This is a genomic window from Bacillus sp. BP-3, assembly GCF_028401955.1.
Classification (GTDB): Bacteria; Bacillota; Bacilli; order Bacillales; family Bacillaceae_G; genus Bacillus_A.
Window position 1 is genome coordinate 231981 of sequence record NZ_JAQOTJ010000002.1, and the last position, 13797, is coordinate 245777.

Consider the following 13797-nt stretch of genomic DNA (forward strand, 5'->3'; position numbering starts at 1 on the left):
GAGCGCACCCCTGTTATAGAAAAGAGAAAGGGATGTGGCATGATGAAGCGAAAGTGGAAAAAGGAAAGCATAGAGTGGATAAGAGTCATTTTAATTGGTGTTTTATTAGCTGTATTTTTCCGCACTTTTTTCTTTGCAACGTATGTTGTCGAAGGGAAATCGATGATGCCTACGCTCCAAGATGGTAACATGTTGATCGTGAATAAAGTAGGTTATCAGTTTGGTGAATTGAGCCGCTTTGATGTTGTTGTTTTTCATGCAAATAAACAAGAAGATTATGTGAAACGAATTATCGGACTTCCGGGCGACAAAATTGTATACAAACATGATAAACTATATATTAACGGACAATTTATTGAAGAGCCGTATTTAGATGCATACAAAAAGCAAGTTCATGGTAGACAGTTAACAGGAGACTTTACCCTACAAGAGTTAACAGACGAAAAGGTTGTTCCGCAAGGATTTATCTTTGTAATTGGAGATAATCGTTTAGGCAGTTGGGATAGTCGGCACTTTGGATTTGTAAAAATAGAACAAGTTGTTGGAAAAGTTGATTTACGCTATTGGCCAATCAATGAAGTACAAACAAATTTCTCTAAAGGGTAATTCGAAATTTCGAATTACCTTCTTTTTCGGATAAAGTGAAACTTTAATCAGAGGGGATTTTCTTCATCCCCCTCTGATTATCAGACCTCACCAATCGGGCTTTTACGGGCAGTTATCCCCCACCTATCTTCTTCGATTCTTTCTCAATCTTGAGGTGGGGGTCTTACTGCCCGCAAATAGCGGGATAGATCTTGATTGATCGAAATTCACTTATAGAAAGGCGGGTTTACATGTCACTTCGATTTATAATAGGACGAGCTGGAAGTGGAAAAAGTACGATGTGTTTGCGAGAAGTACAGCAAGAGCTGCAGTATCGTCCAAAAGGTGAAACGATTTTATATCTTGTGCCAGAGCAAATGACATTCCAAACGCAGCAAGCATTAATTAATGGAGATGTAAGCGGCTCTATTCGTGCACAAGTGTTTAGTTTTTCGCGGTTAGCGTGGAAGGTGCTTCAAGAAGTAGGCGGAGCAAGCCGCCTTCATATTGATGAATCTGGTGTGCATATGTTGCTTCGTAAAATTGTCGAGGCGCGTAAAGAAGAATTATATGTTTTTCAGAAAGCAGCAGAGCAAAATGGATTTTTTGAACAACTAGGCAGTATGATTACGGAATTTAAACGACACAATTTAACGCCGTCAAATGTGTATGCGATGTGGCAGGAATTAGAGGCTCATAGCAATGGAAATGAACAGAAACTGTTAGCAAACAAAATGTATGATTTGCAGCTTCTATATGATGATTTTGAACGAGCGTTAATTGGAAAATACTTGGATTCTGAAGATTATATGAAGCTTTTATTTGAAAAGCTTCCCTATTCAGAGTATGTGAAGGGTAGCATGATTTATATTGATGGATTTCATACATTTTCACCGCAAGAGTTAGAGATTGTAAGGCAACTATTACGATGCGGAGCAAAAATGACTATTACACTCACGATTGATGAACAGACGTTATCACAGCCGGTGAGCGAACTGGATTTATTTTATCAAACGCTGATCACGTATGAAAAAGTCAAACAGGTAGCAAGTGAAGAGAGAATTGTTATTGAAAATACGATTGTCATGCGAGAGCAACCTCGTTTTATGTCACCGGCACTTGCGCATTTAGAGGCGCATTATGATTCTCTTCCATATGCAGAGTTTCAAGGTGAATCACACATTACACTATATGCAGCGGCTAATTTACGGGCAGAAGTGGAAGGCGTTGCGCGCGAAATTCGCAGATTAGTAGCGGAAGAAGGGTATCGTTACCGTGATATCGCGGTGCTTCTTCGTAATGGTGGAAGCTATTACGATATGATGAAGACATTATTTGTTGATTATAATATCCCGTTCTTTATTGATGAAAAACGCCCTATGCTTCATCATCCATTAATTGAGTTTATTCGCTCTGCGTTGGAAGTCATTAGTGGAAATTGGCGTTATGACGCGGTATTTCGTTGCATAAAAACCGAACTGTTGTACCCATTAGATGGAAATAAAGCGAGAATACGTGATGAAATGGACGAATTTGAAAATTATTGTTTAGCGTATGGCGTGCAAGGGAAACGATGGACTTCGGAAGAGCCGTGGACATATCGTCGCTATCGTTCATTAGATGGTGTACATGGCGGTCAAACAGATAGCGAACGAGAAATGGAAGAAAAGATTAATCGTCTTCGTGAGATTGTTCGCACACCGATTATTCGTTTGCAAAAGCGATTAAAACGAACAGGAACGACAATGAGTATGTGTGAAGCAGTTTACTTATTTTTAGAAGAGCTAGACGTTCCGAAAAAATTAGAAGACTTACGCCTGCAAGCGGAAGAAGAAGGGAATTTCTTATTCGCAAATGATCATGATCAAGTATGGGAACAAGTCATCACGCTACTAGATACGTGCGTTGAAATGCTTGGAGAAGAGAAAATGTCTCTATCTATGTTTGTAAATGTGATGACGACGGGACTCGAGTCACTCCAGTTCGCGAATATTCCGCCGTCTTTAGATCAAGTGTTAATTGCAAATATTGACCGTTCGCGTCTTTCGGATATTCGAGCGGCATTTGTAATTGGAGCAAATGAAGGGATTATTCCAGCGGCACCATCAGATGATGGTGTATTATCTGACGAAGAACGAGAAGTGCTTGTTTCAGCAGGAATCGAACTGGCACCAACAGCGCGGCAAAAATTACTCGATGAACAATTTGTCATTTATCAAGCGGTGACGAGGGCAGCGGAGAAATTATATATTTCTTGTCCACTTGCAGATGAGGAAGGAAAGACGCTATTAGCATCTAGCTTTATAAAGAAAGTGAAAAGAATCTTTCCGTCTGCTGCCGAAATCTTTTTAACGAATGATGTAAATGATTTGTCTCATAGTGAGCAAATTTCATATGTGGCAACGCCAGAAGTGACACTTTCGTATTTAACGCAGCAACTACAAAACTGGAAACGATACGGTTTTGAGGGGAATCTTTCTTTTTGGTGGGATGTATACAATTTTTATGTTACAACGCCGGAGTGGAAGCAGAAGAGCATTCGTGTGTTATCCAGTTTGTTTTACCGAAACCGGGCGCAGAAGTTAAGCCCTGCTGTAAGCGAGGAGTTATACGGTGACAAAATTAAAGGTAGCGTATCGCGTATGGAACTCTTTAATCGCTGTGCGTATGCTCATTTTGCGCAGCATGGCTTATCTTTAAAAGAACGTGATGTTTTTAAATTAGATGCACCAGATATTGGGGAACTGTTCCATGCCGCTTTGAAAAAAATTGCTGATAAATTATTGAAAGAAAAGCGTACTTGGGCAGATTTAACAATAAAAGAGTGTGAATATCTTTCAGTTACTGTGATTGAAGAGTTAGCACCGCTTTTGCAGCGCCAAATTTTATTAAGTTCCAACAGGCATCATTATTTAAAACATAAATTGCAGCAAATCATTTTCCGTACTTCCCTTGTGTTAAGAGAGCATGCAAAGTCGAGCGGATTTGTGCCTGTTGATTTAGAAGTCGGATTTGGTATGGGCGGAACAAACTCATTGCCAGCTATGAAATTTGAATTACCAAATGGTGTGGAAATGGAAGTGGTTGGACGAATTGACCGCGTTGATAAAGCGGAAGATGAAACGGGCACGTTTTTACGTATTATCGATTATAAATCGAGCGCGAAAAAATTAGATTTAACGGAAGTATATTACGGTTTAGCACTGCAGATGTTGACGTATTTAGATGTCGTCACAACAAACGCAAGCAAATGGATGGAGCGCGGCGGAAATATAAGTCCCGCTGGAGTACTTTACTTCCATATTCATAATCCAATTGTTGAAATGAAAGGTGACGTATCAGAGGCAGAAATTGAACAAGAAATTTTAAAGAAATTTAAAATGAAAGGACTTGTTCTTGGAGATGCTGATGTCGTTCGCTTAATGGATAACACGTTAACGACAGGAAGCTCGAATATTATTTCAGCGGGCCTAAAAAAAGATGGCAGCTTTAGTGCACGTTCTGATATTGCGAGTGAGCAAGAGTTTCATGTATTGCGGGAATACGTACATCGTACATTTGAAAACATTGGCACAGATATAACAGAAGGTGTCATCGATATTGCCCCGTATAAAATGGGCAACAAAACAGCATGTACGTTTTGTAATTTCCGCTCTGTTTGTCAATTTGATGAGTCGTTAGAAGATAACAAATACAGGGCACTGCAAGATATGAAAGATAGTGAAGCGTTAGAGAAAATGAGAGAGGGAACCCAGTCATGACGATACAAACTTGGCCAGCGAAACCAGAAGGAAGTCAGTGGACCGATGATCAGTGGAAAGCAATCGCCACCGATAGCCGTGATATTTTAGTTGCAGCTGCGGCTGGGTCGGGGAAAACAGCGGTACTTGTTGAACGTATTATTCGCAAAATGATTCGAGAGGACAATCCAGTTGATGTCGATCGCTTGCTTGTTGTAACATTTACAAATGCAGCGGCGCAAGAGATGAAAAATCGAATTGGGTCCGCGTTAGAAAAAGTATTAATCGATGATCCAGCTTCGCCGCACATTCGAAAGCAACTTAGTCTTCTGAACCGAGCATCGATTTCGACAATCCATTCTTTCTGTTTACAAGTGATTCGAACGTATTATTATATGCTCGATGTGGATCCGCGTTTTCGCATTGCGAATGAGACGGAGAATGAATTGTTAAAAGAAGAAGTGCTGGATGACATATTAGAAGCAGAGTATGGCATGGAAAATAATGAATTGTTTTTTGAACTTGTCGATCGTTATACGAGCGACCGCACTGATGATGATCTGCAGCGGATGATTTTGGCGCTCCATACTGAATCAAGAGCTCATCCAGATCCAAACGGTTGGCTTGATAAATTAGTTGAAGAATATGACGTAGAAGGAAAAACAATTGAAGGTTTACTGTATGCTTCGTATTTATTAGAGGATGTAAAGGTGCAATTGCAAACGGCAAAACAATATGTCGAAAAAGCAATCGAACTTGCGATGTTACCAGATGGACCAGCACCGCGTGTTGAAACGCTGCAGGCGGATCTTTTGTTGATACAAAACTTGTCCGAAGCAGCCGGTCAATCTTGGACAAGCACATATGAAGTAATGCAAACTGCTTCTTGGCAAACGTTAAAGCGTATTAAAAAGAGTGATTATAATGAAGAGATTGTGAAGCAAGTTGATGGTCTGCGGAATAAAGCGAAAGATGAAATAAAGAAATTGCATGAAGAATTATTTAGCCGCAGCCCAGAAAGTTTTTTACGCGATTTTCAAGATATGCACCCAGTATTGCAAAAGCTTGTTGATCTTGTAAAAGTATTTACAGAACAGTTCCAAGCGATTAAGCGTGATAAAGGAATGGTTGATTTTACAGATTTAGAGCATTTTTGCTTACAAATTTTAAGCGAGCATGCGGATGAGGGAGAACTGCGTCCGTCACCTGTTGCGTGGCAATACCGTCAAAAGTTTACAGAAGTGCTTGTTGATGAATATCAAGACACGAACTTTGTACAAGAATCGATTATTAAGCTTGTCACAAAAGATTCGGAGCAAAACGGCAATTTATTTATGGTCGGTGATGTGAAACAAAGCATATATCGCTTCCGGTTAGCAGAGCCAGGACTATTTTTAGGAAAATATAAACGTTTTACATCTGAAGGTATCGATGGCGGCATGAAAATTGATTTGGCGAAAAACTTCCGTAGCCGTCATGAAGTACTAGCAGGGACAAACTTTATTTTTAAACAAATTATGGGCGAAGCTGTCGGAGAAATTGATTATGATGAAGACGCTGAGTTGAAGCTTGGAGCGAGTTATCCAGAAGGGACAGATTCATCAGCAGAATTGTTATTTATCCATCAATCTGATGACGCGACAGTAGATGAGGAGGAAGGCGTGGAATTAGAAAAGGCGCAATTAGAAGCACGCCTCATCGCGCAAAGAATAAAAGCAATGGTCGATTCTGGTTATGAAGTATATGACCGAAAAACAAACGGTATGCGTCCCGTTACGTATCGTGATTTTGTTATTTTATTGCGCTCTATGCCATGGGCGCCGCAAATTATGGAGGAGTTAAAGCAACAAGGTATTCCTGTTTATGCAGAGCTTGCGACTGGTTATTTTGAAGCGACAGAAGTGAATGTAATGATGAACCTATTTCGCGTTATTGATAATCCAGCACAAGATATTCCGTTAGCAGCTGTGCTTCGTTCACCAATTGTTGGATTAACAGACGAAGAGCTTGCGATGCTGCGTGCTCACGGAAAAAAGGGCTCCTTTTATGAAGTGCTGCGCTCTTTCTTGCAAGGTGCACCGCTTCAGGAAGAGAAAGAATTGCATGAGAAACTATCATGGTTTTTCGAGCATTTACAAGAGTGGCGTGAATTTGCGCGTCAGCAGTCGCTATCTGATTTAATTTGGAAAGTGTATCGTGAAACGGGTTATTATGACTTTGTGGGTGGTCTTCCTGCTGGTAAGCAGCGCCAGGCAAACCTTCGCGTCTTATATGATCGCGCCCGTCAATATGAAGCGACTTCATTTCGTGGTTTATTCCGCTTCTTGCGTTTTATTGAGCGGATATTAGAACGCGGTGATGATATGGGAACAGCTCGTGCGCTTGGCGAACAAGAAGATGTTGTACGTATTATGACCATTCATAAAAGTAAGGGACTAGAGTTTCCGGTTGTGTTTGTCGCAGGGCTTGGCAGACGTTTTAACACACAAGATCTAATGAAACGTTTCTTATTGCATAAAGATTTTGGGTTTGGTTCGCAGTTTATTGATCCGAAAAAGCGCATTAAATATACGACATTATCACAGCTTGCAATTAAGCGTAAAATGAAAATGGAGCTAATTGCGGAAGAAATGCGCGTCTTATATGTTGCTTTAACACGTGCGAAAGAAAAGCTCATTTTAATTGGAACTGTAAAAGATAAAGAAAAAGAAATCCAGAAATGGCTAGATGCCCGCGAGCATACCTCATGGTTATTGCCAGATTATGTACGTGCCGGGGCAATTTGTTATTTAGATTGGATTGTGCCATCATTATGCAGACATAAAGATAGTGACATGCTTTTTGAGATGGGACAAGGAAATATTCCGGCTGACATATATGACTATGATGCAAACTGGAAAGTAGAAGCGGTTGACGTGGCAGAGTTGCAGGCACCAGAGCCAATGAAAGAAGAAAAGCAAGAGTTATTAGAAGCGCTCAGGGAGCAAAAGTCAGTTTCTCTCTGTAGTGAACAAAAAGATGAAGTGTATAAAAGGTTAACATGGCAGTACGGATTTGAAGATGCGGCAACGCACCGCGCCAAACAATCTGTTACGGAAATTAAACGAAACTACCAAGCGCAAGAAGGTAGTGATACAGCGTTTATCAAACGAGTTCGTGCACCAATTGAAACACGTCCGCGATTTATGGAGAAAAAAGGACTTACGTATGCAGAACGCGGGACGGCTGTTCATACAGTTATGCAGCATGTAAACTTAGCGAAAGCAATAACAATTGAAGTAATTCAAGAACAAATTGCGGAAATGGTAAATAAAGAGCTGTTAACATTTGAACAAGCAGAAGAAATAGCGCCAGAAAAAATCGTTGCATTTTTTGAAACAGCAATCGGAAAACGACTGTTAGCTGCCAAACATGTAGAGCGCGAAGTACCGTTTACGATGATGTTATCAGCAGAAGAAGCATATCAAGATTGGACAGCTGAACAAGACGAATCTATTCTTGTTCAAGGGGTTATTGATTGTATGATTGAAGAAGAGGATGGCATCGTTTTAATTGATTTTAAAACAGATACAATTGAAGGACGATTCCCAGGCGGGTTTGAACAAGCGAGACCGATATTAGAAGAACGGTACAAAATACAGCTAGCCCTTTATCGGAAAGCGCTAGAAAAAAGTTTACATCAATCCGTAAAAGGAACATATTTATATTTCTTTGATGGCAATCACGTATTACAAGTAGATTGATGAAAAATGAGAAAACGGAGGGATTCCCTCCGTTTTTTTATTCCCTCCGCGCTATACTGTTCCGATTTGATCTTGATCAGCTACATCAGAATCAAATGTATTTGTACCACTTACACCGTTAAATGTATTCAGAACAAATGCAACATTTGATGAACCAGATCCGTTATAAGCTTTCGTATTTTCTTTCGGAGATACATTATAGAAGTCCCCTAAATTAAAAGAACCGTTACTATTTTGAACGACTAAGTTTCCCACAAGAGACGGCATATTTTCACCTACTTCAATTTCCTTTTATGGTACTATATGATTTATTTGCGAAAAGGTTCTTTTGTCACAAACTGGCGAATTTGTAAAATGCGTGAGTTTGCAAATACATAATCAATAGATCCGATGTGAAGACAAGCAGAGTTAAGCATACTTTGAATCGTAATGCAGTCTACTTCGATAAAAGGATTTTTATTCACGACAGTCATGTTTACTTCGTTTATGCGAGTTGGGATTGTGATTTCGTTGTCGACAAATATGTTGTATGCTTCAAAGTTTCCTTCTTGAGAAAGAAAGGTAGGAATTTCGCGCTGAACGACAAGCACCCTGCTTTTTAATTCTACATGATTTGTATCACCAACTTGAACAACGGAACTGAGTCCTAGCGTGATGACAGTAGGCTGGTGAACAACGGAAATATGTCGAAACAAAACGAGCCCTCCTTTATCTAGGAGTGGAAGGTACACCAGTTACGAGTGGTACAAATGGTCCGCCTGTAACCGATTCAAACGGTGTATCTAAAATAGAAGATGAAATAATAAGGTTTGCATCGCCAATCAAGAATAAAGCAGACGAAGATACCCCAAGGGATCTAATGTTTCCGACTTTGATCTCATGATTAATCACAGTGAAATTCATATGCAGTTACTCCTTTCGGAAGTTGCGTGGTATATGCTGAATAAAGGAACGAAATGCTTTATCGATATCTTGTTTCATTGCTTGAATAATGACATCTTTCATATACTGCGGATTAGATGTAATTTCGGGATGTGGCTGTACCTGAGATAAATAGTAAGGGAGACGATGTTCCATTTGTTGCTTAATATCATCAATCATCATTTGACGGTACATATCGTCAAGTGGTGTTCGTTCTTCTTGCTCAAAATGAAGAATCCTGCTATATGCTTCTTCGTCTAGATAGCGGTGCATTTCTTGAATGATGTCTTGATAAAAATCGGGATTTACTTGGGTTTCAGGGTTTACTTTTAATGTTTCAGTATCCACATTAAAGTCCTCAATCATTTCGCCTTTGCCCGTAAAGGGATTTAAACCAATATTTAATGTACCACTTAAATTTTCGACTTTTAGTTGATCAAATTTATATTCGACTTTTCCAATTGAAGAGGATGGGCGCTGTTTTAGTTCTGCTATTTCCTCTGTTAGCTGCGTTAGTTTTGTTTCTAAAAGATTTATTCTTTCTTGTTGTTGTTGAATTACTTGTTGTAATTGTTGTAAATAAGTATATAAATCTTGACTCACTGCTAGAAGCCTCCTTTTCAATCTGGAGGGTAGATTGGTATAAGTCTATGATAGTAATCCATTAAGAAGAACTAGGAGGAGAAGGGGAAATAGAAATAATTTGTCCTGGATCTGTTAACGGCGGGGCTGGTTGTGTAAATCCACCGGTATTAGAGAACTTTGACAATGTTTTAATACTTCCTGCACTTCCAATTTGAAAGACAGCTGAAGTTGTAAGATTCTCTATTCTTATTTTGTTAATGATAATACTTTGTTGAACAAATAGTTTCAATTTTTATGTCCCTCCTTTAATAAGTAGCAGTGATTGGCTGATCGATTACATCATTATCATTTACATTTGTTATGTTTTCGTAATTGTATATGGATATCTGTTCTCCTACATTAAAAGAACCCGCTCCTGCAAATGCACGGGAATAACTAATGGGGCGAATGGCAAATACATCTCCAATGTGAAATACACCGCTTGATCCAACGTTGACAATATTAACGTGTCCAACCATTGCAGGCATAGAAAACACCCTTTATATGAAAATTTTTTGTATTTGTCCTTTTTAATTCGAATGTCTGTGATGAGAGTTTTTCTTTATTATTGTATGGGCGTTTGTGCGAATATGTGTCTATTATTTTTACAATAAAAGACGCGCACTTAGCGAGAGTGCACGTCTATATGGTGAGTTGGCGTATCATCTATTTGTATGAGTAATATAACATTTAAGAGCCTGTCCAGCTCTTGACTACAACTAACCGTTTTTTGAGATGTCATTCCGTATCGTTTGGCCAAGTATTTCATTTTTTCGCGTTTTTTTTCAATTGCTTGCTCAAACATAGAATCGGCTCCGTCTCCTTATAGATTTTAGATGTGTCTGTAGTACATATTATACAAACTTTCCATAAAAAAGAAACGCATTCGCTAAAAGAAGAAAGAATTCTACATATTTTGGCAAAAAAAAATTTCGATTGCACAAGTAATAGATAGAATATTGTAAATGAAAAATATTTTTAGGAGGATTTTTGTTAATAGGTACGAATACAATTACAGTATGAATTTGAAGATGGGATGTGGAAATGTGCGGTTTGTGACAGCAAAAACAGATGAAAAAGTGTTTGTTGGTGTTGTAGAAGAAACATCACAAACGGTGTTGCATGTAAGAGAAGCGCAGAGGAAAAAAGGAGAAAAAGTGACGATTCCTATTACGATGTTAGAGTGTATTGAACAAGGAGAATCTTTTATTACAAAAGTAAATGAGATTGTCGAATGGGCGAAAGAATATGGTAAGGATGCTTACTATTCATTATCGGAAATTAAGTTATTGGCTCCTATTCCAAGACCGAGAAAAAATATTCTTTGTGTTGGAAAAAACTATCGTGAGCATGTAATCGAAATGGACAAAGAGGGAACCATTCCAGAAAATATTATTATTTTTACAAAGGCTCCAACAACTGTAATTGGCGATGGGGATCAAATTTATAGTCACCCGCATGCGACAAGTGAGCTTGATTATGAAGGAGAGCTTGCAATTGTAATCGGTAAACGTGGAAAGGAAATTCAAAAAGAAGAAGCCCTTCAGTATGTGTTTGGTTATACGATTATAAATGATGTGACAGCCAGGGATATTCAAAAGAAGCATAAGCAATTTTTCCTTGGAAAAAGTTTCGATACATTTTGTCCAATGGGGCCATCAATCGTACATCGATCAATGATTGAAAATCCAAACGCACTTCATATTGAAACGAAAGTGAACGGGGAAGTACGTCAATCTTCTTCAACGGCAAACATGATATTTTCTATTGAAGAAATTATCTCAATTATAAGTAAAGGGATGACGTTAGAACCAGGAGATATTATTGCAACTGGGACACCGGCCGGAGTTGGAAAGGGATTTCACCCACCTCGATTTTTACATGCTGGTGATGAGGTTATTGTCACTGTAGAAGATGTTGGAACGCTTCGTAATGCTGTCAAATAAAAAGGCGCGTTCTCCTTATTTCTGGATTATCCCCATTATTTTTGCTTTGCACAATGCAGAGGAGTATTATTTTTTTCCGGAAATGAAGTATTTCCGCCCGGTTCAAATGGAAGAGAATATGTTGCAATCCAAGCATTTTTTCATAGCAATACTTCTATTAACTGTTTTTGTGTGCGGGGTAGTGATGATACACGATTTGTTTTTGAAGAAGCTTACATTATACATGGTGTTGTTTACACAAACTATGATTTTTACGAATGGGATTGTTCATCTTGTCGGGGCAATCTTGAAGAGAGGGTATGTGCCTGGACTTGGTACAGCTTTCTTTTTAATCATTCCATTTTCATTGTTTTTGTTTTGGAAGGGAAATGTAGTTGGTTGGTGGAAATGGAAGCACGTGTGGATATCGTGTATTATCGGTATTTTACTCATATTTCCTATTCTGGCTGGTCTATTGTATATAGTTAGGAGCATTGCATAGCAAAAAGAAGGTTGCCGTTTAACGGGCAACCTTCTTTAGTATTAAGATAATACTTCTTTAATTTTTTCGAATGCCCATTGTAAATCTTCTTCAGAAATAACAAGAGGCGGAGCAATGCGGATTACATTGTCATGTGTTTCTTTACATAGTAAACCAACTGCTTTTAATTGTTCACAGTAAGGGCGTGCAGATTCATTTAATTCGATACCGATAAATAATCCTCTTCCGCGCACGTCTGTAATCATTGGATTGTCAATTTCACGTAATTGATTTACTAATTTTTCTCCTAATTGTAAAGAGCGTTCTGTTAATTTTTCTTCTAATAATACATCTAAAGAAGCAAGAGAAACTGCACAAGCTAGTGGATTACCACCGAATGTAGAACCGTGAGAGCCTGGCTCAAATACTTCTAAAATGTCACGATTTGCAGCAACGCAAGAAATTGGGAATACACCGCCGCCTAGCGCTTTTCCAAGGATGTACATGTCAGGAATAACATTGTCCCAATCACATGCAAATAATTTTCCAGTACGGCCTAAGCCTGTTTGGATTTCATCTGCAATAAATAATACATTTTCTTCTTTACATACATTGTATGCTTCTTGTAAGAAACCTGCTGGTGGAATGTTAATACCTGCTTCACCTTGGATTGGCTCTAAAATAAATGCAGCTGTATTTGGTGTAATTGCTCCTTTTAATGCATCGATGTCGCCGTAAGGAATAACAACAATACCTGGAAGCATCGGTCCAAATCCGCGTTTATATTCCTCATTAGATGACATGGATACAGCACCCATTGTACGGCCATGGAAGTTATCTACACAGACAATAATTTCAGCTTTATTATCTTCTACTTTTTTCACATCATATGCCCAGCGTCTCGCTGTTTTGATAGCGGTTTCAACAGCTTCCGCACCTGTATTCATTGGTAAAATCATTTCTTTATTAGTTAATTTCGCAACTTTTTCATACCAAGGGCCTAATTGATCACTGTGGAATGCACGTGATGTTAATGTTACACGCCCAGCTTGGTCGATAAGCGCTTGGATAATTTTTGGATGGCGATGACCTTGGTTTACAGCAGAATATGCACTGAGCATGTCCATATAACGGTTGCCTTCTGGATCTTCTACCCAAACACCTTCAGCTTTTGCAATTACGATTGGAAGTGGATGGTAGTTATTTGCTCCGTAAGTTTCTGTTAATTCGATAATGTCCTTTGTTTGAATCATGCTAGTTCCCCCTTTTGTTTTTACAAGAAGTTTGTAAATACTCTAAATATTATATCATTTAAGCGAAAAAAAAGCGAAATATTTCCTGTAAAGAAATGAACGTGGTATCATGTATAGTGAAAAAGTTTGGGAAAAGAGGAGGAAGGGATTTATATGGTACATATGCACATTACGGCATGGGCTCTTGGGATTATTTTGTTTTTTGTGGCATATTCGATGTATACGAGTGGAAAACAGGCAAAAGGCATGCACATGGTAGTTCGCTTGCTGTACATTTTAATTATTGCATCAGGGTTATTAATTTACAAAAATGTTCACTGGATGCCTATGTTATATGGAATTAAAATGCTTGTTGGCATCTGGGTAATTGCTTCAATGGAAATGGTTCTTGTGAAAGCGAGTAAGCAGAAAGCAACAGGGGCGTTCTGGACTCAATTTGTTATTGCATTTGTAGTTGTATTATATCTTGGTTTACGATTACCGCTAGGGTTTTCACCATTTGCTTAAAAAAGAAGCACGTTATCT

General features: G+C 38.7%; 14 protein-coding genes. 6 read left to right on the forward strand and 8 right to left on the reverse strand.

Going from position 1 to position 13797, the window contains the following annotated elements; translation table 11 throughout:
• Positions 1 to 42: 42 nt before the first annotated feature.
• The 3 genes from lepB (at position 43) to addA (ending at position 8068) form a co-directional block, all read left to right on the forward strand.
• On the forward strand, positions 43 to 606 hold the full coding sequence (gene lepB, locus PLX19_RS04085) for a signal peptidase I (RefSeq protein WP_272187229.1): 564 nt from the start codon (positions 43 to 45) through the stop codon (positions 604 to 606).
• A 230-nt stretch (positions 607 to 836) separates the two neighbouring features.
• The gene (gene addB / locus PLX19_RS04090) at positions 837 to 4346 is read left to right on the forward strand and encodes a helicase-exonuclease AddAB subunit AddB (protein WP_272187230.1); all 3510 of its coding nucleotides are present in this window, start codon (positions 837 to 839) and stop codon (positions 4344 to 4346) included.
• Entirely contained in the window at positions 4343 to 8068 is a 3726-nt protein-coding gene (addA, locus tag PLX19_RS04095) for a helicase-exonuclease AddAB subunit AddA (protein ID WP_272187231.1), read from the forward strand. The genes addB and addA overlap by 4 nt, the downstream gene beginning before the upstream one ends.
• Positions 8069 to 8119: 51 nt before the next feature.
• On the opposite strand, the gene PLX19_RS04100 is transcribed toward addA, so the two are convergent.
• The 7 genes from PLX19_RS04100 to PLX19_RS04130 all read right to left on the reverse strand — a co-directional run bounded on the left by PLX19_RS04100 (position 8120) and on the right by PLX19_RS04130 (position 10418).
• Positions 8120 to 8335, reverse strand: coding sequence for a spore germination protein (locus tag PLX19_RS04100; protein WP_272187232.1), 216 nt, complete (start codon positions 8333 to 8335; stop codon positions 8120 to 8122).
• 41 nt (positions 8336 to 8376) lie between these two features.
• Positions 8377 to 8763, reverse strand: a complete 387-nt coding sequence (locus tag PLX19_RS04105; protein ID WP_272187233.1) for a spore germination protein GerPE — start codon at positions 8761 to 8763, stop codon at positions 8377 to 8379.
• 13 nt (positions 8764 to 8776) lie between these two features.
• A complete protein-coding gene (locus PLX19_RS04110; RefSeq protein ID WP_272187235.1) occupies positions 8777 to 8971 on the reverse strand; it encodes a spore gernimation protein GerPD in 195 nt (64 codons plus the stop codon).
• A gap of 6 nt (positions 8972 to 8977) precedes the next feature.
• On the reverse strand, positions 8978 to 9592 hold the full coding sequence (gene gerPC, locus PLX19_RS04115) for a spore germination protein GerPC (protein WP_272187236.1): 615 nt from the start codon (positions 9590 to 9592) through the stop codon (positions 8978 to 8980).
• 61 nt (positions 9593 to 9653) lie between these two features.
• A complete protein-coding gene (locus PLX19_RS04120) occupies positions 9654 to 9863 on the reverse strand; it encodes a spore germination protein GerPB (protein ID WP_272187237.1) in 210 nt (69 codons plus the stop codon).
• Between the two features lie 16 nt (positions 9864 to 9879).
• Positions 9880 to 10101: a spore germination protein gene (locus PLX19_RS04125; RefSeq protein ID WP_272187238.1), complete on the reverse strand. Its 222-nt coding sequence runs from the start codon at positions 10099 to 10101 to the stop codon at positions 9880 to 9882.
• A 137-nt stretch (positions 10102 to 10238) separates the two neighbouring features.
• The gene (locus tag PLX19_RS04130) at positions 10239 to 10418 is read right to left on the reverse strand and encodes an aspartyl-phosphate phosphatase Spo0E family protein (protein ID WP_272187239.1); all 180 of its coding nucleotides are present in this window, start codon (positions 10416 to 10418) and stop codon (positions 10239 to 10241) included.
• Positions 10419 to 10644: 226 nt separating this feature from the next.
• Between PLX19_RS04130 and PLX19_RS04135 the strand changes: the two genes are divergently transcribed.
• Entirely contained in the window at positions 10645 to 11559 is a 915-nt protein-coding gene (locus PLX19_RS04135; RefSeq protein ID WP_272187466.1) for a fumarylacetoacetate hydrolase family protein, read from the forward strand.
• Positions 11546 to 12040 carry an HXXEE domain-containing protein gene (locus PLX19_RS04140; RefSeq protein ID WP_272187240.1) on the forward strand — a complete coding sequence of 165 codons (495 nt, stop codon included), beginning with the start codon at positions 11546 to 11548 and terminating at the stop codon, positions 12038 to 12040. Before PLX19_RS04135 ends, PLX19_RS04140 begins: the two co-directional genes overlap by 14 nt.
• Before the next feature lie 41 nt (positions 12041 to 12081).
• Here the strand turns inward: PLX19_RS04140 and PLX19_RS04145 are convergent, their stop codons facing one another.
• Positions 12082 to 13272, reverse strand: a complete 1191-nt coding sequence (locus PLX19_RS04145) for an ornithine--oxo-acid transaminase (protein WP_272187241.1) — start codon at positions 13270 to 13272, stop codon at positions 12082 to 12084.
• A 153-nt stretch (positions 13273 to 13425) separates the two neighbouring features.
• On the opposite strand from PLX19_RS04145, the gene PLX19_RS04150 reads away from it, so the two are divergent.
• The gene (locus tag PLX19_RS04150; protein ID WP_272187242.1) at positions 13426 to 13779 is read left to right on the forward strand and encodes a YisL family protein; all 354 of its coding nucleotides are present in this window, start codon (positions 13426 to 13428) and stop codon (positions 13777 to 13779) included.
• The last annotated feature ends 18 nt before the right edge of the window (positions 13780 to 13797 follow it).